Source organism: Aegicerativicinus sediminis (assembly GCF_015476115.1).
In the GTDB taxonomy this organism is placed as follows: Bacteria; Bacteroidota; Bacteroidia; order Flavobacteriales; family Flavobacteriaceae; genus Aegicerativicinus; species Aegicerativicinus sediminis.
On the sequence record NZ_CP064295.1, the window covers coordinates 1,614,150 to 1,636,206 of the forward strand.

The 22,057-nt window shown below is 36.5% G+C and carries 18 protein-coding genes and 1 tRNA gene; 8 read left to right on the plus strand and 11 right to left on the minus strand.

Features of this window, described 5'->3' with window-relative positions; genetic code table 11:
• Positions 1 to 30 precede the first annotated feature (30 nt).
• The 6 genes from ISU00_RS06970 to ISU00_RS06995 form a co-directional block, all read right to left on the minus strand.
• Positions 31 to 2,280, minus strand: coding sequence for a beta-glucosidase family protein (locus ISU00_RS06970; protein WP_228853333.1), 2,250 nt, complete (start codon positions 2,278 to 2,280; stop codon positions 31 to 33).
• 14 nt (positions 2,281 to 2,294) lie between these two features.
• Positions 2,295 to 5,168 (minus strand): TIM-barrel domain-containing protein, encoded by a 2,874-nt coding sequence (locus tag ISU00_RS06975; protein WP_228853334.1) that lies wholly within the window; start codon positions 5,166 to 5,168, stop codon positions 2,295 to 2,297.
• A gap of 24 nt (positions 5,169 to 5,192) precedes the next feature.
• Complete coding sequence (locus ISU00_RS06980) at positions 5,193 to 7,706, minus strand: glycoside hydrolase family 2 TIM barrel-domain containing protein (RefSeq protein WP_228853335.1); 2,514 nt, start codon at positions 7,704 to 7,706, stop codon at positions 5,193 to 5,195.
• Entirely contained in the window at positions 7,690 to 9,285 is a 1,596-nt protein-coding gene (locus tag ISU00_RS06985; RefSeq protein ID WP_228853336.1) for a glycoside hydrolase family 43 protein, read from the minus strand. Before ISU00_RS06985 ends, ISU00_RS06980 begins: the two co-directional genes overlap by 17 nt.
• A gap of 269 nt (positions 9,286 to 9,554) precedes the next feature.
• The gene (locus ISU00_RS06990; protein ID WP_228853337.1) at positions 9,555 to 9,827 is read right to left on the minus strand and encodes a hypothetical protein; all 273 of its coding nucleotides are present in this window, start codon (positions 9,825 to 9,827) and stop codon (positions 9,555 to 9,557) included.
• A 184-nt stretch (positions 9,828 to 10,011) separates the two neighbouring features.
• Positions 10,012 to 10,380: a DUF7670 domain-containing protein gene (locus tag ISU00_RS06995; protein WP_228853338.1), complete on the minus strand. Its 369-nt coding sequence runs from the start codon at positions 10,378 to 10,380 to the stop codon at positions 10,012 to 10,014.
• Positions 10,381 to 10,559: 179 nt separating this feature from the next.
• Between ISU00_RS06995 and ISU00_RS07000 the strand changes: the two genes are divergently transcribed.
• The 4 genes from ISU00_RS07000 to ISU00_RS07015 all read left to right on the plus strand — a co-directional run bounded on the left by ISU00_RS07000 (position 10,560) and on the right by ISU00_RS07015 (position 14,350).
• Positions 10,560 to 10,631: transfer RNA gene (locus ISU00_RS07000), tRNA-Arg, on the plus strand.
• Positions 10,632 to 10,753: 122 nt separating this feature from the next.
• Positions 10,754 to 10,999 carry a hypothetical protein gene (locus ISU00_RS07005; protein WP_228853339.1) on the plus strand — a complete coding sequence of 82 codons (246 nt, stop codon included), beginning with the start codon at positions 10,754 to 10,756 and terminating at the stop codon, positions 10,997 to 10,999.
• A 252-nt stretch (positions 11,000 to 11,251) separates the two neighbouring features.
• Complete coding sequence (locus tag ISU00_RS07010; protein WP_228853340.1) at positions 11,252 to 12,700, plus strand: BLUF domain-containing protein; 1,449 nt, start codon at positions 11,252 to 11,254, stop codon at positions 12,698 to 12,700.
• Positions 12,701 to 12,898: 198 nt separating this feature from the next.
• Positions 12,899 to 14,350: a helix-turn-helix domain-containing protein gene (locus ISU00_RS07015; protein WP_228853341.1), complete on the plus strand. Its 1,452-nt coding sequence runs from the start codon at positions 12,899 to 12,901 to the stop codon at positions 14,348 to 14,350.
• A 7-nt stretch (positions 14,351 to 14,357) separates the two neighbouring features.
• Here ISU00_RS07015 and ISU00_RS07020 read toward each other — a convergent pair whose 3' ends face one another.
• Together ISU00_RS07020 and ISU00_RS07025 are read right to left on the minus strand one after the other, a co-directional pair.
• Positions 14,358 to 14,816, minus strand: coding sequence for an MgtC/SapB family protein (locus ISU00_RS07020; RefSeq protein WP_228853342.1), 459 nt, complete (start codon positions 14,814 to 14,816; stop codon positions 14,358 to 14,360).
• Between the two features lie 18 nt (positions 14,817 to 14,834).
• On the minus strand, positions 14,835 to 16,160 hold the full coding sequence (locus ISU00_RS07025) for a glycerate kinase type-2 family protein (RefSeq protein WP_228853343.1): 1,326 nt from the start codon (positions 16,158 to 16,160) through the stop codon (positions 14,835 to 14,837).
• A gap of 137 nt (positions 16,161 to 16,297) precedes the next feature.
• Between ISU00_RS07025 and ISU00_RS07030 the strand changes: the two genes are divergently transcribed.
• Positions 16,298 to 16,456, plus strand: a complete 159-nt coding sequence (locus ISU00_RS07030) for a YqaE/Pmp3 family membrane protein (protein ID WP_228853344.1) — start codon at positions 16,298 to 16,300, stop codon at positions 16,454 to 16,456.
• Here the strand turns inward: ISU00_RS07030 and ISU00_RS07035 are convergent, their stop codons facing one another.
• On the minus strand, positions 16,457 to 17,221 hold the full coding sequence (locus tag ISU00_RS07035) for a DUF481 domain-containing protein (protein WP_228853345.1): 765 nt from the start codon (positions 17,219 to 17,221) through the stop codon (positions 16,457 to 16,459). It lies immediately after the preceding gene.
• Positions 17,222 to 17,269: 48 nt separating this feature from the next.
• Positions 17,270 to 17,776 (minus strand): RidA family protein, encoded by a 507-nt coding sequence (locus ISU00_RS07040; RefSeq protein ID WP_228853346.1) that lies wholly within the window; start codon positions 17,774 to 17,776, stop codon positions 17,270 to 17,272.
• Between the two features lie 182 nt (positions 17,777 to 17,958).
• Here ISU00_RS07040 and ISU00_RS07045 point away from each other — a divergent pair, with 182 nt between their 5' ends.
• The 3 genes from ISU00_RS07045 to ISU00_RS07055 all read left to right on the plus strand — a co-directional run bounded on the left by ISU00_RS07045 (position 17,959) and on the right by ISU00_RS07055 (position 21,406).
• The gene (locus tag ISU00_RS07045) at positions 17,959 to 18,513 is read left to right on the plus strand and encodes a fasciclin domain-containing protein (protein WP_228853347.1); all 555 of its coding nucleotides are present in this window, start codon (positions 17,959 to 17,961) and stop codon (positions 18,511 to 18,513) included.
• Positions 18,514 to 18,891: 378 nt separating this feature from the next.
• Complete coding sequence (locus tag ISU00_RS07050; RefSeq protein WP_228853348.1) at positions 18,892 to 20,253, plus strand: acyl-CoA dehydrogenase family protein; 1,362 nt, start codon at positions 18,892 to 18,894, stop codon at positions 20,251 to 20,253.
• 31 nt (positions 20,254 to 20,284) lie between these two features.
• Positions 20,285 to 21,406, plus strand: a complete 1,122-nt coding sequence (locus ISU00_RS07055) for a glycoside hydrolase family 18 protein (RefSeq protein ID WP_228853349.1) — start codon at positions 20,285 to 20,287, stop codon at positions 21,404 to 21,406.
• Here ISU00_RS07055 and ISU00_RS07060 read toward each other — a convergent pair.
• Positions 21,403 to 21,993 carry a YkgJ family cysteine cluster protein gene (locus ISU00_RS07060; protein WP_228853350.1) on the minus strand — a complete coding sequence of 197 codons (591 nt, stop codon included), beginning with the start codon at positions 21,991 to 21,993 and terminating at the stop codon, positions 21,403 to 21,405. The genes ISU00_RS07055 and ISU00_RS07060 overlap by 4 nt on opposite strands.
• Positions 21,994 to 22,057 lie beyond the last annotated feature (64 nt).

Consider the following 22,057-nt stretch of genomic DNA (forward strand, 5'->3'; position numbering starts at 1 on the left):
TGGTAATTGGTCTTTCTTTAAATAATTGTTTTACAAAATATTTATGGAAGTTTCCATGGTTAGATTCCTTGAGGAATTACCTATTTTAATAATATAGGTTCCTTTTTCGACTTCCCAGTTTTTGGTATCTGTGTTATAAAAAGCCAGTTCCTTTACGGGAATGGATATATACGCCATTGCGGTGCTACCCTGGTCGACTTCAACTTTTGTAAACCCTTTCAATTCGTTTGTGGCACGCTCGATTGAGGTATTTGGTTTAGAAATATACGCTTGAACGACTTCTTTGCCATCCCAATCACCTGTGTTTTTAACAGCCACCTTTATATCAATTGTTTCATCCTCACCGAATTCGCTTTTATTTATGCTTAAATCACCAAGTTCAAATGAGGTATAGGAGTCTCCGTAACCAAATGGATATAGTGGCTCAATGTTTTTTGTGTCGAACCAGCGATATCCTACTAAAATTCCCTCTTCATATGTAACTGTATCATCACCCGGGAAACTATTGGTTGCATGAGCAGGTGAGTCCTCAAGTTTAACCGGCATCGTCCAAGGTAATTTTCCTGATGGATTAATGTTACCCAGGAGAACATCGGCAAGTGCATTTCCACCTTCAGATCCATTAAACCAAGTCCATATAACAGCCTTTGATTTGTCACTTACCGCTTTTATATCAAAAGGAGCGCCAGCTATGAAAACAACAATTGTATTCGGGTTAACTTCTAATAGTTGATGTATTAGTTCTTCCTGCCCATAGGGTAAATCTAAATTTGCACGATCTGAAGCTTCTGTTTCATAATCGCGATTAGAGCCTGCAAATACAATAGTTAAATCGGAGTTTTTCGCTGCTGTAATTGCCTCATTTACTAAATTTTCATCTAGTTCATTAACTGTAACAGGGCCATTTAAAGTAATATCCCCAAATTTTGCCTTTTCGTCTCTTTTATATGCTTCTTTATAACCTTCAGCAAAATTTATTTTTACAGATTCTGGTAAACGATTCTGTAGACCTTCAAGAGGGGTTACTTCTATTTTTGTTTTAACACCTGCTCCAAAACCGCCCAATGCATTCTTTTTGATGGCATTATTTCCTATTACTGCTATGCTGCTAATATTGGAAGTATTGATTGGCAACAAATTGTTTTCATTTTTCAATAAAACAACCGATTCTGCAGCTATATCATAAGCGTCTTTAAAATGAGCTTCAGTTGATGAACTTCCTTCTTTTTGACCCTTTCCATCTACTGTTTTAAGGGTAAACATAAGTCTTAAAATGCGTCTGACATGTTTGTCTATTTCATCTTCCGAAACTTCACCATTCTTAACAGCTTCAATTAATTTATCAGCAAAGAAGAATTCATTGAAAGGCTTAGGTGTGCCCATTTCTATATCTGTGCCGCTCTCCAGTGAAGCTTTAGTTGTATGTACTGCAGCCCAATCTGAAATTACAATTCCTTTAAATCCCCATTCTTTTCTTAAAATGCTATCTAACATATAAGGGTTTTCACAGAGATAGTCGCCTCTAAACTTATTATAGGCGCCCATAATACTATAGGCCTCAGCTTCTTCAACTGCAGCTTTAAATGCCGGTAAATAAATTTCTCTTAGGGTTCGTTCATCGATTTGAACATCCACAAAATCTCTGTGTGTTTCTTGGTTGTTGGCAGCATAATGCTTTACACAAGCTGCAACATCATTTTCTTGAACTCCAACAACAAAGGGTACGGTAATTTTTTTGTTTAAGAATGGATCTTCTGTGAAGTATTCATAAGTTCTTCCACCGAGGGGAGTTCTAATTATATTAATAGCCGGGGAAAGCAATACATCTTTATCCCTCGCCCTTGCTTCTGCACCTACTGCATTACCAAATACATAGGAAAGTTTAGGATTCCATGTGGCAGCCAAACCGCCACCAGCAGGAAAGTAGGTTGCAAAATCATTGTCCCAGCCTGCTGGAGCCCAAGATGTTCTAGATATTTCTTCACGCACACCTAAAGGGCCATCCGCCATGGTAAGCTCTGGTATTCCTAAACGTTCTACACTTTTGTTGGCGAACATGGTGTTGCCATGGAGCATTCCGATTTTTTCCTCCAGGGTCATTTCCATGATTAAACTGTCAATTTTACTTTCGAAATCCATAGAAATTGGTGTTCCTTTATAAGTAATTTCTTTGTTGGAATCGTTCGTAGTGGCGATACTAGTCGCCTTCCCTTCTTCCTTGCAGGATGTTATCATTACCATTGCAGAAATAATTGCTGTTAGTAAGACCTTGTTATTCATTTTATTATAATTTTTTATTTCAATTCAATGGACTGAGGTTGTCCATTATATTCAATGGTTTGGCCTTCTGTATCGAAGGTCATACCTATTGGATTATTTTTAGTTACCAAAACAATATTTAATGTTCGATTTTCTAACATGTTATCAAAAGATCCTTGCCTCTCCCCAATGGTTAAAATTCCATTTGCATCATTATAATCAAAAGGAGTTATTGAATACCTGCCTTTTTCATAATTGTAATTTACCCCCTCATCTTCATAAAGGTCAAAGCTGCCGTCAGCACCACTATAAACATAAATGGTTAATTTATCATTTGGTTTTTCGTCTGTGTATTGCATCGCCTGCCCAGTCGGAATAATTGCTCCAGCCGGCACATAAAGTGGGATTTTTCCGTATGGTGCATCAACTGTTGATGATTGTCCTCCTTCAATAGCTTGTCCGGAATATAAATCGTACCAAATTGTACCCTTAGGGAAATAAACATCCTTTGATCGCGCTCCGTATTCATAAACTGGATTTACTAAAATTGAAGGACCGAACATAAATTGGTCTCCAATATTTTCCGTGTTTTTATCTGATGCAAAATCCATAACCAAAGGTCGCATTATGGTATAATCGTCGAAATACGTTTTACCTGCCAAACTATAGATATATGGCATTAAATGGTATCGTAAGTTGGTATAATAAACTATGGATTCAAATGCTGGATGACCTTCGGGTGCAATGTGCCAAGGTTCTCTAAATGGGTATTGGCCATGTGAGCGGTATAAAGGAGCAAATGCACCAAATTGATTCCAGCGGGTATTTAATTCTCTCCATTCCTTATAATCCCCATTTTCAGTTCCACTTTTATTATATTCTAGCTGGGCCGCAACATATCTATCTTCCACACAAAAACCACCAATATCCATGGTCCAATAAGGGATGCCGCTTACTGCAAAATTGAGACCAGCAGAGATTTGGGCCTTCATATCCTCCCAACGAGTTCCGATATCTCCACTCCAGGTTGCAGTTGAATAACGTTGTAAACCTGCAAAACCTGATCTGGTTAAAAGGAAAACTCGTTGGTTGGGTGCAACATCGCGCTGACCATTGTAAATGGCTTCAGCATTCATTAAGGCATAGGTGTTGAAATATTCGGCGGCAGGGCCTAAGGCAGTTGGGCCCTGTAGTTCCTTGCGGTATTCCATTGGGGTACAATCCAATATATTAGGTTCGCTGGCGTCCATCCACCAAGCGTCAATATTTAAAGGGTAGTAATGCTCGTAAATTTGGTTCCAAAACAATTTTCTAGCACCGGCAGAATAAGCGTCATAAAATGAACCAACATAACCAGGTCCTACCCAATCGCGGATACTGTCTTTAACTGCTTGTTGGTACATCCAACCTTCTTGATCAAATTCCTTAAAATGTTCAGTATTGGCATAAAACTTTGGCCATACCGATATCATCATTTTACCATTCATCGCATGGATGGAATCTACCATTCCTTTGGGGTCTGGAAACCTAGATTTATCAAATTCGTGGCTACCCCATTGGTCTTCCTCCCAATGATTCCAATCCAAGACAATATTGTCAATAGGGATCTTTCGTTCTCTAAACTCTCGTAAGGCACCTAAAATTTCATCTTGAGTTTTATAGCGTTCACGACTTTGCCAATAACCCATTGCCCATTTTGGCATTATTTGAGACTTACCAGTAAGGGCTCTATAACCTTTGATAATTTCATCCATAGAATCCCCATAAACAAAATAGTAATCTAATTTTTTATTCATTTCGCTCCACCAAACCTGTTGCCCTTTCTCCTCTTCCAGCTGTGGTTTTCTTGCCCTCAAACCACAATAGGAGCGTCCCCCATCGGGTTTCCATTCAATTCTTAAGGGTACTTTTCTACCTGCTTCAAGATCCATATTGAACTTGTAGCTGTTAGGATTCCATGCAGTTCTCCATCTTTCTGGAACTATAAGTTCATCATTCATGTACACCTTTATGTAACCTGCATAATAAAGCGTGAATTGATATTGACCAGTTTCAGAAGGTTCAATTTCTCCTTCATAGAGAACCTCTGCATTTTTCAAGGGGATATCTTGAGGTAGGTTTTGAACGCTATTTATATCCTCAAAAAAGATGTTGGGCTCATCCCTAATAATCGTTTGTCCGCCGTTTTCGGATGTGGAATAAGTACCTGTTAAGGAATTCTCCTTTCCATTTTTGTCATATAGTTTGAAAACCTCATTTAACTGCCCATAAGGTCTACTATCTCCAAAACGGGTTATGGAATAACTGTCCCAAAGAAGACCATAATTTTTATTGGAAACTATAAAGGGTACTGAAACCTTGGTGTTGTATTGAAATAACTCCTCACTTTTGTTTTTGTAATTAAATTCATCGGATTGATGTTGCCCTAAACCATAAAACGCTTCATCGTTAGGTGAATTAAATAGTTGGCGAACCGTAAAGCCTTTGGTTCCCTCAACTTCAATAGGTTTAAACATCTTGCCTCCACCGTGCGACTCAGAGAGAATAATTTTTCCATCCTTATTCTTAAATACAATTCCTCCGTCTTTAGTTGAAACAAAAACATTTAACTCTTTGGTAGATAGCCGAATGGAATCCCCCAACTCTTCAACATTAAACAGAACTTTTTCCTGGTTAGGTAAAATAATTAAACTTGAATCTTTAGGGAATTCTTTATTTGGAGTAGCAGAAACATGAATAAGTTTTTCTCCTAAAACTTCTAATTTTACTAGGCTAGCTATACTATCGGTTGCCCTATCTAGATGTACCAAAATCCCATCCTCAGTTAATTGATACTTTTTTTCATTTTTGGCACATGACCCTACTATCAACGAAATCATGAGTACCAGAAGTAAGTTCGCTCTATACATTTTTATTGTTTTAGTCATCCTTATTTATTCAGTTTTATCTATGCTAGAAATAATTATATCAGATTTCCCCAAACCTTTCGAGGTAACAGAGAGTTTCAGACTTCCGCTAAGTTTAGTTGACTGTAGTATAACGAGACACTTTCCATTTAATGATTTATGTGATGTTCCTATAAAGGATTCATGGTTCACAGGGTCCCCATTTGAAAGCCCGATAATGGTCCCTTCACCCTCAATTGAAAAATCTAGCTGGATATTTGCAGTAGGTACAAGAGTTCCATTTCCATCAACTATTTCAACCGTTATAAATGATAAATCCTTTCCATCGGCAATTATGGTTGACCGATCTGCTTTTAATCTTAAACCTGTAGGTTGAGTTGCTGTTTTTATTTCTTGTTCCTTGACTACTTGGCCATCTTTTCGAGAAATAGCAGTTAAGGTTCCCTTTTCAAAAGGAACCCGCCACATTACATGAAGATCGTCACCTTCTTTTGTCCGTATTCCCTGAGACTTCCCGTTAATGAATAATTCAACTTCGTCAGCGTTGTTATAGTATGCCCAAATGTCTATAATTTTTCCTGGTTCCCAATTCCAATGGGGAAATATGTGCAGTACAGTTTCATCGGTCCATTCGCTCTGGTACATATAAAAGACATCTTTAGGGAAACCTGCCAAATCTACTATTCCAAAATAAGAACTTCTTGACGGCCAAGAATAAGGTGTGGGCTCTCCTATATAATCAAATCCTGTCCATATAAACATACCGGAGAGGTAGTCATATTTTTTAATAATTTTCCAAGTGGTTTCATGTAAAGAACCCCATGGAGTCCTAACCTGATCAAAGGCTGACACCGTATTTCCTGGGTTGCCGCCATCAAATGGAATATCCCAGCGTAAGGGCCATATTTTTAAGGTGTCGGAGGGGAAATCATAATACCCGCGGGTTTGAAGTCCGGAGGTAGTTTCAGTGGCAATAAATGGGGTATTAGGAAAGTTTTTTTGATGGTATTCATAGGTTTGATGGGCATAATTGTATCCGATCAAATCTAACACACCCGATGCAGCCACAGGATTTAAGTAAACTTTGGAAGCATCGAATTGCGTAGTTACATCTACATCATTCATGTTAACTGGCGGATTCATGGCAAGCGTAATTGGACGGGTAGTGTCTAATTCGTGTACAATAGACTTTAGCTCCTTGGCAATTTCAATCCCACGATCACTCCATTGTTCAGGAATTTCATTTCCGATGCTCCAAATGAAAATACTTGGGTGATTGCGATCTCTTTTAATAAAATCCGCTAAATCTTTCTTATGCCATTCTTCCCAATAGTTGGCATAATCATATGTTGTCTTTGTTTTCTCCCACATATCAAAAGCCTCATCCATTACAATAAATCCCATTTTATCACAGAGATCCAATAATTTTGGAGCAGGAGGATTATGGGCTGTTCTAATACCATTTACTCCCATCTCTTTCATTATTTCTAATTGTCTTTCGATAGCCCGATTATTAATTGCAGCTCCAAGAGGGCCCAAATCATGATGGAGACAAACCCCTTTAATTTTTGTCGGTTCATTATTTAATATAAAACCTTTATTTAGATCGAATTGAAATGTTCGGATTCCAAAGTTGGTTTTGTAAGTATCAATAACTTCCCCGTCAACATAAACTTGTGTTATGGCCTGGTATAAGAACGGACTTTCTAAAGACCATAGTTTTGGATTAGTAACTTTCAAATCCTGGTAAATGGTTTTATTAGAGTTACCTATTAAAGTTTCCTCGGAAGTAACGGATTCAATTTTTAAATTATCTTGAAATATAGTGGTTGTTATTTGGGTGTTTTTCTCTTTTGGATATTCATTGGCCAAATCGATTTCAATAGAAACCTCTGCAAATAAGTTGCTTACTTTAGGAGTGGTAATAAAGGTTCCATTAAAGGGAATATATATAGGGTTGACTCGTTTCAACCAAACATTCCTGTAAATTCCCGAGCCTGAATACCATCTGGAATTGGGCTGTTTGGAATTGTCGACTTTAACTAGTATCTCGTTTTCATTTGGCCCATATTTAAGGTAAGGGGTTATGTTATATTCAAAACTTCCATAGCCATTTGGGTGATTGCCTACTTTTTTACCATTAACCCAAACAGTACTATTCATATAAACGCCATCGAATTGTACGAATGTTAATTTAGTACTATCGGATAATTTAAAATTCTTTTTATACCAACCTACGCCCCCAGGGAGGTATCCACCACCGAGATCTGCGGGATTATCTTTTTTAAATACACCTTCAATGCTCCAGTCGTGAGGTAAGTTAAGTGTTCGCCATTCTAAATTTTCAGGTGTTGTGTCGCTTGCTTGTGGATTTGCAATAAGGGTAAATTGCCAATCTTCGTTTAAGGAAATGACTCTTTGTTTATTTTCAGTTTCACTTGAAGAAGAGCACGTTAAGAAGATTAAAACAACACTGATAACAGAAAAAATCTTTGTGATAGAAATTTTGAATTTCTTATTAATATTATTGCCGCCCTTCATATTCAAAATAATTATATCGCGCTAATTCTTTAGAAGATTTGCCATTTCCTGTGGCATACAAACCTATATACACTCCAGTAAACCAACCAACCGTTTCCGTACTTAAAAATCGAGCATCTGCTTTTTCAATAATGGTAAAGTTCTCTCCGTTTTGGGTATATGAAAAAATAAATTCTGGGCCGGTACCTTCAATTTTTAAGTTTACAGGGCCAGGTTTTAATATAAATTCTTTAGATCTATATACAGTTTGGCCAAATTGTAACTCCACATAAACAACACGAGTATTATCACTTTTTGAAACCACGAGATCGAAATGAGAGCCATTATTTGTAAGGGTCATTCCTGCCACTTCATTTTCTCCGGAAGGGTTAAATTCCATTAGGGTGGAAGAAGTAAAGGAAATATCTGTCAAGCGTTGTCCCACAAATGTAGGACTGCCCTTGTCGCCAATTTTTAATGAGGTTCCTTTCAATACGAGTTGGCTCTCGCTAGGATCTACATATATATGTTTTTCATCATATGGTTGAATGGTATTATATTTTAACCCTAAAGAGGTGTTTTGGAATTCATCTCTTGTTGGTGTAATGGCGAGTTTTTGTAGTGGTAGAGTAGAGTGGCGAATTTCCAGAGGAACAGTGCCATTGCCATTAACAACAGGCCATCCCCCTTCTGGCCAGTTAACAGGAACCAAGCAGGTTTCTCTTCCCAAGGTGTGGTGGGGTGGGTAACCGGCCACCGACCTATATCCATGTAGAACCATCCACCAACTGCTATCATGGGCTAGTACTATGTCTGCATGCCCTATGCCTTGTATGTGTTTTCCCATGCCCGCAACATTTACATGTGTTGCAATCGGATTAGAAGGATTGTTGATATAAGGTCCCCATATAGAGTTACTTCTGGAAATTGTCACGGAATGAGCTTCTTCCGTACCACCTTCTGCAGCCATTAAGTAATAAAACCCATCTTTTTTATAAATATGGGGAGCCTCGGGGTATCGGCCTCCATTTCCATTCCATACCTTGCGTTTTTCTCCAATCAATTTACCTGTGCTTAGGTCAATCTCCGTTAATTCAAAGGTGGATGAAATAACATAGCTCCGTCCATCATCATCAAAGAATAAGTCTGGGTCTATTTCAGCAACGTCAATCCAAATTGGGTTAGACCAAGGGCCTTCTGGGTTTTTTGCCGTCATATAGAAATTACCTTTTGTTGAAACATTGGTAGTAATCATGTAAAAGGTGCCCTTATGATGGCGAATTGTAGCTGCAAAAATATTTAGGTCCTTAGGGATTTGTTCTTTACGGTGAATAACATGTCCGACTTGCTTCCAATTCACTAAGTCACGGCTATGAAATATGGGGACGCCAGGAAAATATTCAAACGAACTAGTAACAAGGTAATAGTCCTCTCCAACCCTACAGACACTTGGATCTGAATAAAAACCTGGTATAATAGGGTTTTTGTAGGTGACAGTTTTGGTTGTGTCCGTATCCATCACCCATGGATTAGGGTTAACAGTTTGGGCTATAATAGAATTAATTGAAAAGAAAGAAATTAATACGGCAAGTATTCTCATGAGTATAAATCTAAATGCCAATTGATTTCTGCAAATATTATCTAAGATTTGGATGGTTTTTATCTAATATTTGAACACTTGAATTGCCCAATTGGAATTTAACTCAAAACTAACGAATTCTTGAGTTATAATTGTGATTTTAATCAATTAACATTGGTAAAAATGTACCATTTTTTACCTGAGAAATAGCAGTAGTACTTAGAATGTAAAAACAAATGATTTTGGTCATAAGACCACAAGAAATAGGCCCTAATCTGAAGATAAAAAGACTATTTTGTCACTAAAACTACTTTTGGGTCTACATCCTTTTTTTGCTGACATAGATAGGCATTTTCACCTTTGGTGCAAATCCAGCCACCCTCTCCGTTTTCAACACAGGTGTAACCTCTGTCTTCTAAGCCAGCTTTTGTAGTCTTGCATGAACTTAATAATATGATTGCAAAAAATATAAGGGCGTATGCCACTATCGCTTTAAAGCGAATATTAAATTGTTGGCGGATGTCGTTTAGAAGTGTCATGGTTAAGTCGAGATTATGTTCCATTTCAGATTTAGGTAATGTGAAGTTATCCATTACTGTCTGAGAACTTATAGATAATTGATAATCAATCTGAAATTGTCGACGACTTACTGTGCGGTGCAAATTTTATGGATAAAATGCATTTGAAAAAATGCATTACATATATAGCAGTTAGATTAAAAAGTTTGAATCGGAAATAGAGTTACGATTATGGGGTTTTAAAACCTTTTTTGATTACCGAATATAAAAGATATAGTATGCCAGGGGTATAAATGCCCAAAATGAATTGTATTTCAGACGGGATATCGAAACTGATAAAGGCTAAAATAATCATGGCAATTGTTGAAATTGCCCCACCGACAAACTCCCATTTATAGGCCACTAATAAACCAATGAGTGTTGCGATTGGGAAACATATAAAAATAACTAGTTCATTAAGGTCGGAAAGTGTGCCAAATTCATTTACGGGAGAAAATAGGTGCCCTATTATTATAGACCCAACAAATGCAATTACTAGTCCGCCCCAAATCCTTGCAGCCCAAATGATAATTTTAAGTATGATGTTCGTGGTTTTCATAATTCAACCACAATAAATAAGCACATTCATAAAGTTAATAAAATAGATCGGTTAAAAGGATTGTAGAACTCTTGACAATAGGAGGTATAATAATCTGTGTGGTGATAATGACTAAAATTCTGGAGTTTACAAACCAACTAAATTTTGTAATTTTACTGCCGCTTTTTAAAAGTGGTTTTGGCCTCATAGTTCAAGGGATAGAATAGAAGTTTCCTAAACTTTAGATCCAGGTTCGAGTCCTGGTGAGGCTACTTATAATCCTCCGTTTCAGGGGGATTTTCTTTTCTAGCAACTAATTGCGTCCACCTAAATCTCATTTGAGCAAATTTGATAGAGATGAAATCTTGAACTTTAGAAAGTAATTTTTAAGGTTATGGAAAATATTCAGCATATCTACAGCGCTGTAGATTCTTTAGTTACCGATTACCGCTCAAATAATATCAATTTGGATGATCTGGAAAATCGGGCAATCCATCTTCAAATTCAATTCAATAAAATTGACGATTTGCCTAAATATCAACTGTTCTATAATGCCTATTCAAATTTGGAATCTAAAGTTCAAAATGTTTTAGATGGGGTTAGGATTAAAATGAGATTGAACAGAGGCGAGTTGGCTTAATATTTTGTGCTCTATAAAATATCAAATGTTCTCAATAAAATAAGGCTTAACTATATATTCGATTTCATTGATTTTGCTAAATTTCAATTAACGGTAACGAAAATAACCTTAACTCAAATGCCACAAAATTGTGCTTATCCCACACTATTAGAGAGATACGGGTAAATTCAATTTAAAAAAATTTTATATTTGTCAGATTGCAGGAATTTGTATTCTGCGCTTTTTGGATGAATTTTTATATTACAAATTTTTATGTTTTTCGTTAGAGAGGCAACCGTTATTGATACACTTCGTCGATTAGCTATACATCTAAGGGCTGATTTTATTGAGAAACAAGGAGAAGGTACTTTAGAACTTAATAATGAGAACGGTAAAGGGAACGTCCGTGCTTACCATTTGTCTCCTGGCTTGGGTTGTTTAATATGGAATATTACCTTCTTTAAGGAAATTTCCTATTACAAAGATGAAACCCTAATGAACCCTCTTTATTTTATATATATACTCGAAGGAGGGGTATACCATCGCTTTGGCAAGGAGGAGAAGTATGTTAAATTGGATCCTCTTCATAATTATGTTCTTGCCTCTAGAGAGGATAACTCAAATAGCGCAAAATTTGGCATTAATGAAAAGATTTTATGTACGTCTATATATGTTGTGAAGGAAAATATAGAATTTACCAATTCTCCCAAGATTAGCTTTTTGCAAGGTGTGCTTTTGGAAATTTTCAAAAATATCGATATCAGTTATAACTATCGACATATTGGTAAAATGATGTTGTCCCAAGCGGATTTGGTTCGAGATATAGTAACTAACAAGCCAGATGAGATTGTAGGTCGACTTTATATGGAATCCTCCATTTTAAATTTGTTATCTCAACAGATCGGGGCCCATTTCACTTCAAATAATGATATAAGCTATAATTCTCCCATTCGTAAAAAGGAAACCCAAACGGTATTGGAAATAGGTAATTTTATTTCAAAGAATATTTCTAATGATGTAACCATTAGCAGGTTGCAAAGAGAATTTGGACTTTCGCCAAATAAATTACAAAGTGGGTTTAAACATGTATTTGGTAAGTCGGTTCATTCGTTTATAACCGACACTCGTATGGAGCATGCGCGTATGCTATTGGAAACCACTGATCTAAGTATTTCTGAAATCGTATATAGCATTGGTCTTAGCAGTAGAAGTAACTTTTCAAAATTATTTTTTAAGCGTTTTGGTCATTTGCCAAGTGAATATAAAGAAGCTATTGAAAGCGCAGCTGCATGTTACGAATTAACCTATATGTCTAAGGCAAAAGAAGGTATCACCGTTGATGAAATTAAAAATATTTATGACATATCAGGCCAGCGAAATAGGGAACTAGATGTAACGGGGTGTTTGGTATTCTATAACAAAGAATTTTTTCAGATTTTAGAAGGTCCAAAAAGTCATGTTTTGGAAATTATGTCTAAAATTGAACAGGACGATCGACATACCAAAATTGAGATCATTTGGGAAGGAGTTAAAGGTATTCGGTCTTTTAATCATTGGCGCATGGTAAATTTAGATCAGAAGGAAGATAATTTTGCAAAATCAACCACGCCAGTACATAGATTGCAGCAAGAATTAAAGGCTAGGGTTAAAGAAGAAAATTCAAACATTACCGAAAGATTTTGGTCAAACATTCGAAATTTCCTTCTTATCTACGAAAACTAATAAATTTACTACTTCTACCACTATTTTAACTGCCTGTTCAATTCTAATCTCTTTAAATTGTGCAGATTACAAAAATAAGGTATAACTTACTCTATATTTGAGGATTAGCATTTGGCTCTATTTTGAAAAATTGTATATTTAGTTTTCATTAACATTTTATTTGTTTAATAAAATTCTAGGTTTAGTTTATCTTTTGCAATGTTAGTATTAAGGGAAGCCAGCGTCACTGATACGTTAAGACGGATAGCCGTTTATTTAGAAGCAGAATTTTATGAAGGCCATGGAGAGGCCACAATGGTGCTGGATAATGCCAATGGCAAAGGAACCATTATGGGTTACAACCTTTCTCCTGGTTTGGGTTGTTTACTCTACAACATTACCTTCTATAAAGAGGTGATGTATTACAAGGATGAATCCTTAATGAATCCCCTTTATTTCTTATACTGCCTAGAAGGGCATGTTTACCACCGTTTTGACAAAGAAGGGAATGACCACAGAATGGATCCTCTTCACAATGTTGTCATTTTTTCCAATAATGATGCTGTTAATATGGTTCGTTTTGGGGTTAATGAAAAAATAATGGGCACAGTTATTTTCGTGGTACAGGAAATGTTACCTCAAACACAAGATATCAATCCTACATTTATGCGGGATGTGTTGGCTGACATTTTTGAGGTTATGAAAGATGAGGCCAATTATAGGCACGTTGGTAAAATGATGTTGGCAGAAGCAGATTTAGTTCGAGATATTATTACCTCAAATGGAGAGGGCATAGTCGGTCGCTTACATTTAGAATCAGGTCTTCTCAACTTATTATCCCATCAAATAGGTGCTACTATAAGTTCTAAAACGGATATCGCTCAAAATTCTCCCCTTAGAAAACAAGAGACCCATAAAATCTTGAAGATTGGTAATTATATTGCCAAAAACCTTGCTGGAAATATCAATATTTCAAATTTACAATCTGAATTTGGGTTGTCTTCCAACAAACTCCAAAAGGGATTCAATCATGTTTTTGGAAAATCTGTGCACACTTTCATTTCCGACATGCGCATGGAGCGGGCAAAAATGCTTTTGGAAACAACTGATCTTTCCATTTCGGAGGTTGCATACACAATAGGCCTAAGTAGCCGAAGTAATTTTTCTAAAATGTACCAAAGACGCTTTGGGCATTTACCAAGCGATTATAGGAAATTAGTTGAGACCGCCTCTGCTTGTTATGAGCTAACTTATAAATCACAGGGAACACCGAATCTTAAAGAGGCTGAAATAATTGCTTTTCACACAGAATTGTCCAAGAAAAAGAAGAAACTTGATATCACAGGCTGTTTGGTGCATTATGGGAATGATATATTCCAGATTTTGGAAGGTCCGAAAACCCATGTCCAATCAATAATGCAAGAGATAAAAAATGATGGTAGATTCATCAATTTCGAAATTGTCTGGGAAGGATTTAAAACGGTTAAAGTGTTTCAGGGTTGCCAAATGGCCATGTTAAACGAAAAAGAAAAAGATTTATCCAAAAAGACAATCCCTTTCGACCGTTTTGAAAGAGAATTGAGGGCAAAAGTGAAGGAGGAAACCTCTACAATTACTGATCGTTTTTGGTCTAATATTCGCAACTTCTTGTTGACGGTGGACAATGACTAAAATTGAATCAAGCTTCTTTATGGGGCCTTATTTTTGTATCAACGTAACCAAAAACCAGATTAAATAATACGACCCATACCGTAAGAATGGCTAATTCTTTGTACATGCCAACTGCAGCAAGACAACCGGCGCCAGCACAGCACCAAATAGTGGCAGCGGTAGTTAAACCCTTAATTTTGTCTTTATTCTTTTTTTGAAGTATAGCTCCGGCTCCCAAGAATCCTACTCCTGTGACCACCTGGCTCAGCACACGCGTAAGATCTACATATTTTACATTTTCAAATTGTAGGGAGATTATTATAAAAATAGCAGCACCTACGGCGACTAGTGTATTAGTTTTAAGTCCGGCACTTTTGCCTTTCATTTCACGTTCTAATCCAATAAATATTCCAGATAAAGTGGCTGCTCCAATTTTCATAATGAAGGTCACAGTATCGATTGAACTAAAGTCTAGAGAGGGTTCCATTACATATGATGTTATTAATTAAAATTCATTGTCTACCAAACCGATCATTATATCCATAACATTGGTTTGGGTTGGCCCAGTTAGCAAAAGGCTATCCATTTCCTTTAAATAATGATAAGAATCGAAATTGGCTTTAAATAATTTCAAATCCATGTTTGATCGTCCTACTTTTTTTAAACTCCTATGGTCTATTATTCCTCCCGAAGCATCGGTACTGCCATCTGTCCCATCCGTTCCGCCACTTACTAAGCAGAATGGTGGATAAGAGTGCTGTTGAGAATCTAAATATTCCAAGGCAGTTAATATGAAATGTTGATTTCTTCCACCCTTACCATTGCCGGTAACTTTAATGGTTGTCTCCCCTCCTTGAAGTATACAGCTTGGTCGATGAAGTTTCATTTCAAATAGGTTTCGGCATAATTTTACTGCTTCGATCTCTGTTGAGCCAATTACCAAACGTTCGTTAATTTGAGTGTTATATCCCAATTCTTGGGCTTTAATTTTGGCGGCTTCCAAAGCCTTGTGGTTCGTCCCCAAGATAATATTCCGACAATCCTTTAAAAATGGAGAATTTGGTTTTAAAGTTTCTTCGATTCGCCCAGATTTGCCATTTTCCAGATGTGTTTTAATTGACTCTGGTATTTCATTGAGTAAGTCGTACTTTTTTAAAATGTTTAAAGCATCCGAAAATGTGCTTTCGTCAAATTGAGTGGGACCACTGGCAATAATGCATGGGTCATCTCCGGGGACATCCGAAATGATCAATGAAATTACCTTAGCTCCATTGGTTTGCTTTAATAATTGGCCACCTTTTAGTGTTGAAAGATGTTTTCGAACTGTATTCATTTCTGAAATGTCAGCGCCACTATTTAGAAGTTTTTTTATAGTCGTTTGGTAGTCATGGAGATTTAATGTTTCAGGCAGATCGCACCAAATGGCTGAAGCTCCTCCACTGATTAAACATAAAACCAAATCATTTTGCTCAACCTTTTTTAATAATTCAAGTGTTTTGTTGGTTGATTCTATCCCATGCTCGTCTGGTATGGGATGCCCAGCCTCTAGGATTGCAATATGCTCAGTTTTTAATAGATGGCCGTGTTTGGTAATAACCAAACCTTCTTTAATTAAATCTTCTAAATTTTTCTCTACGGAAACTGCCATTGCCGACCCGGCTTTTCCGGCTCCAATGACATAAAGATTTTCAAAAGAATCGAAAGGATAAGCTACACCATCAATAAGTAAATGATCCGAACCCCTGTTCAAAATGTCTTTCAACAATTCGCTAGGGTGTACCGCTTTTATTGCCGCATTAAAAATGCTAAGAGCATCTTTCCTTAAATTCATATCCTTAAAGTTAAGGATTTCAATGTTCCCTAGAGTAGGGATGAGGGGGTTTGGTAGGATTAAATCAAAGAAAATCTTAATAGGATACAATTAAATTTATCCAAGAGGTTAATTTACTTCCAAACCAAAAATTTAATATGTCACTTCTCACAATTATACTGAGTTTAGTATTGCCTCCGTTAGCCGTTTTTCTAAAAAAAGGTTTTAATAGCGATTTTATTATCAATTTGTTATTGACACTTCTTTTTTGGGTGCCGGGCGTAATCCATGCGCTTTGGGTAAATAGTAAGGTTTAGTTACAGAGTTATTCCGAGTCCAAAATTAAAATTGGTGCTATATTCCTGTTTTCCTAAAGGTGTTAAACTGTCGAAGTAATAATTGAATAAGGCGAATACTTTAAAAACCTTTGATAGGGGAACGTTTAATTTAAACTGCTCGAGGATCCTGTAATCCTTTAGATTTTCATAAAGAGGTTGATAATACACGGTATTTGAAACACTAAAGCGTTCTGTTTTGGGAATATATATAAGGGTGAGATAACTACTGTTTCTGTGGTTATAATAAGTTAAGCCCTCATCAATATTCTTTTCCATTTCATACAAATAACTATTTCCTAAATAGGCAGTCAATTGCTTTTTTGCGAAGAGTTTCATTCGTATTCCACCGCCAATTAGGTTGCGCTGTTGAATTTCCAAAAGCTCATTAAATTGACTTTGTATAAAGGCTTCAAACCTCCAAAACTGTGTGATTTTATAATTGAACCTGGCATGCAAAAACCAACTGTTTTGAAGCTTTTGATTATCTGAGTCTATTAACATGTAGTTGGCTGTTAAAAAATAGATCTTTCTCAAATCTTTAGACTTGAACTGGGAAGTTAAAGAACCGTCGACCTGATTAACTGTGCTACCATCATTATTGGCATGGCTAAAAGAAAAATCGGCACTCAACACAAATCTTATTGAGTCCGTCTGCATTCGTTGAGATTCGATATTTACCAATTGACCCAAGGATAGCCTGGGTAATAGAATAAATAACGTAAATACAATAACCGATTTAAACATTTATTGAGGTTCAGGAGCTATTAGGTGTGCAAATTTAAAGAAGTGAATTTAGTTCTCTAATTCTACTATTACTTCTATCTCAATTGCATTATTAAAGGGAAGGGCAACTACTCCCATTGCAGCACGAGCGTGTTTTCCTTTTTCTCCGAATACTTCAACCATGAGATCAGAAAAACCATTCATAACTTTTGGCTGATCGGTAAAATCTGGTGTGCAATTAACGACTCCCCTAACTTTTAAGAACTGTTTTATTCTTGAGAGATCACCGCCGCAGGCCTCATTTAAGGTGGCTAAAATTAAAATTCCAGATTGTCTGGCAGCTTCATAGCCTTGTTCAATGCTTAAATCTTCCCCTAGTTTTCCTTTAACGGGAGACCCATGGCCGGCCAAAATCAAAAGATTATCTGATTTTCTCCATTTCACAAAATTGGCAACAGGTTTGGAAACTTCAGGAAGATCTATCCCTAATTCTTTTAAGCGTTCTCCAGGGGTTTGACAAAAAAGAGTAGATACGCAAAGGAGAATGACTGTAAGTGCTAAAATACTTTTATGCATAATTATGGAATTTACCATTATCGAAATTTACAATAAATATCAATTGGCTAGTTGAAGGATTAATCATTGGAATTTTCAAAATCTTTTATTTTGTTTAATAATAAATAAAAAACTTTAAACAAAAATTAAGAATAAATGGATTTCAAACTTCTACATTTGGTTAAAATAAAATTGAAGAAAAAATGAAAAAAATTGCCACACTAACTTTAGCCTTATTTACCGTATTGGCTATTGCACAACACAAAAATGATTTGGCTATGGTTAATTCTGATGCCACAACTATTTCTAAAGACCCAACAATTGTTGGTGTTGCTGCCGGAAATGAAAATTTCAGTACACTAGTAACTGCTGTAAAAGCGGCCGATCTAGTTGCAACATTGAATTCTGATGGTCCTTTCACGGTTTTCGCTCCCACTAACAATGCATTCAACAAATTACCGGATGGAACAGTATCATCCCTGTTAAAACCTGATGCAAAAAAGACCTTAACAGGAATCTTAACTTACCATGTTTTAAAGGGTGAATTTAAAGCTGTTGATGTTGTGGCTGCAATTAAAAAGAACAATGGAAAATTCATGGCTACAACCGTTGAAGGGGGAAAAATTACCTTAAGTTTAGACGGAGATCATGTGGTTATTACAGATGAAAAAGGAAATGCTTCAAAAGTGATAATGACCGATGTTGGTGCATCTAACGGTGTAATACATGCTATAGACACGGTAATTATGCCAAATTAAATTATTAATTGCTATGAAAAAGGGCCGCTCCGAAAGGGGCGGTTTTTTTATTCTATATAATTGAAGCTAAAACCAAGCAAGAAATTTTAGGCCAAGAATTATTAAAAGAATGGCTAGTATGAGTAAAAAGGCTAAGGAATTGTACTTTTTCCGTTTAAATAATCTAATGCCTAACATCTATTTTTTATTTTATTGGTGTATAAATTATTGCAATTGTTACAATTCCACAATAATCATTTCAAAACGTGATTAGCTAGGTGAATTAGAGATTTTTTATATTCTTAATTCTTTTCGGTTCAAAATTCTATAAATTTTTGGTTTAAATTACATATGCCCAACTAATGAAATTGTGGCTATAATATTCATATTACGACCAACATGAAATTATTCAATAAAATAAAACAGGTTATTCAATTAATGAAAAGTGTCGATTTTGCTGAACTCAATCGGATTTCTGAGAAAATTGATATTTCCCAAATTATGAAAACCGTGGGAGAGCTTGATGAACGACAACTTGATGGCCTTTTAAAAATGTTGAAAAGCAATGGTAAAAAGGGTCAACACAAACTCCCTCCAATAGATGGGGATTTTTATGATCTCGATTTAAAGTTAACCTTAGAGCAGAGACAAATTCAAATGAAAGTTCGAAACTTTATGGAAAACGAGGTTGAGCCTATTGCCAACGACTACTGGAAACGTGCTGCATTCCCCCATGAATTAATACCCAAATTAGCTGAATTGAATATAGCTGGAATCGCGTATAAAGGTTACGGGTGTCCTGATTATCCATTTATTATGGAGGGAATAATTGCCGAAGAAATGGCAAGGGTGGATGTTTCAATTTCAACCTTTTTTGGTGTTCATAGCGGATTAGCAATGGGTTCTATCTACCTCTGTGGAAGTGAAGAACAGAAGCAAGAATGGTTACCCAAGATGCAGCAAATGAAGGTGGTAGGGGCATTTGGTTTAACAGAGCCAAATGTTGGAAGCGCAGTTTCTGGAGGCATGGAGACTACCTGTCGTTTAGAAGGAGACGTATGGGTTTTAAACGGACAAAAAAAATGGATAGGTAATGCAACATTTGCTGATGTTGTAATTATTTGGGCAAGAGATATTTTATCTAATAAGGTGAAAGGATTTTTAGTAAGAAAGGGAAATCCAGGGTTTAAGGCTGAGAAAATGGAAGATAAAATGGCCTTAAGAACTACCCAGAACGCATTGATAACCTTGACCGATTGTAAAGTACCTGAAAGCGACCGATTACAAAATGCTAATTCTTTTAGAGACACTGCGAAAGTTTTACGAATGACTAGGGCAGGTGTGGCTTGGCAGGCTGTAGGTTGTGCGCGAGGTGCTTATGAAAGTGCTTTAAAATATACTAAGAAGCGTGAGCAATTCGGTAAACCAATTGCATCTTACCAACTAATCCAAAATCATTTGGTAGAGATGTTATCTAACCTAACGGCTATGAAAACTATGGTTTTCCGCCTATCTGAATTACAAGACCAAGGTTTGTTGACAGATGAACATGCCTCATTGGCTAAAGTATTTTGTTCTTTGAGGACCAGGGATGTGGTTAGTAAGGCCAGAGAAGTTATGGGAGGTAATGGTATACTGTTAGAGTATGACGTTGCTCGTTTCGTTGCTGACGCAGAAGCTATTTATTCATATGAAGGTACTAAGGAGATAAATACCTTAATTGTGGGTCGGGCAATAACAGGATACTCAGCCTTTGTTTAACCTATATTTTTTACTATATATCCATAATTCAATGCGATACTCTCTACTCGTTTGCATAAGTTTATTTTCGTGCACAAGCCTTAAAAATCCTTCCGGAAATTCCTCTAATGATCTTAGTCCTTACAGAGTTATTGCATATGTGAGGGGTATGGAGGACGATTGGGGGCAAAACTTTGAAAAAGCCAATAAAATTACCCATATCAATTATGCTTTTGCAAATATTAGGAAAGGGAAAATTGTGCTAGGTAAAGATAGTGATGCTGAAACATTGGAGCAGATCATTAATCTCAAACGATACAATCCGAAATTGAAAATTCTCATTTCTGTTGGTGGTTGGGGTTGGTCAGGAGGATTTTCAGACGCAGTTCTCACCCCTGAATCGCGGGAACTATTTGCCAATAGTGCTATTGAATTTATAAAAGAGCATCGTTTAGACGGTGTCGATTTAGATTGGGAATATCCCGGTTTACCAGGTGCAGGAAATAAACATCGCACAGAAGACAAAGAAAATTTCACAGCTATTTTGAAATTGCTCAGAGAAAAATTGGATAAACAATTACCTAATCAAAACCTATTGACAATTGCTACTGGAGCGAGCCAATCTTATTTAGATCATACAGGTTTGGCTACAGCGCAACAATACTTAGATTTCATAAATATAATGACTTACGACTTTTATACGGGCGGTTCTAATGTTGTGGGCCATCATTCCAATTTTGAAGCTTCCTCCCTCAACCCTTATGGAATGAGTGTTACTAAAGCAATTATTCAGCATTTGAAGGCTGGTGTGCCAAAATCTAAATTGGTGGTTGGAGTGCCCTTTTATGGCCGTTGGTGGATAGGTTCCATGCCATCTGACCATGGGTTATATCAAGAATCTAATGGTGCAAGAGGCAGTATTTCTTACAAAGCTCTGGAGGATACCCTTCGATCTAATTCCGGTTTTACTCCCAATTGGGATGAAAGTGCAAAAGCACCATACCTGTGGCGAGAAAAAGACTCCTGTTTCGTCACATATGAAGACAGTAACTCGTTAAAAATAAAGACAGATTATGTGAAAAATGAAGGTCTAGGCGGCATAATGTTCTGGCAATTTGGCGGAGATAATGGCACCCTTCTCAATACAATTCATGAAAGTTTGAGCCAAAATTAGGCCGATCGAGGTCGTCGATATGCATAGTAGCTTAATACAACTTTTAATGCTTCCTTCATCGCCATATTTATAGGCAATAATTTTGAACCTAAGTTGCCGTCTATTGATTGTATTTGATAGTAATAATTACTCATCAACGGAGCAGGTTTACCAGATGATATGTGTTGTTGTGCCACTTGATATTCTTGCGTCTTCCCTTCTTTCAATGTTTTGCATGTCACTAATTGTGCAGTTCCATATTTATCCCTCATTGCAGAAAAACCGAATAGTCGACAGATGAGTCCGCGATAATTATATTGGCCGCAATTTCCACCGATTCCTTCAATAACTAAATGGTTAAATGCAAAACAATTAGATACATTATAAACGGAAAGTTTTTGATACCATTGAATGGCTAAGCCTTGTTTGTGTAAATGGTATGCCAAGGGAATAAATTCTAGAGTTGTGGCTGTTATATTTGGGGTAGTACAACAACGTCCACATCCCTGAAAACATCTCAAATTTGTAGCATTTTGAAAGGATGCCAAATCCTTCTCCAATTGTTTGAAAACCCGTTCAACCGCTTGGACTTTACGATAGAGTGTCACGGAAATAAATAACTGGGCGAAATTAGTCTAAAACTGAATTCCTTTTTCAAAATGGACTAATAAT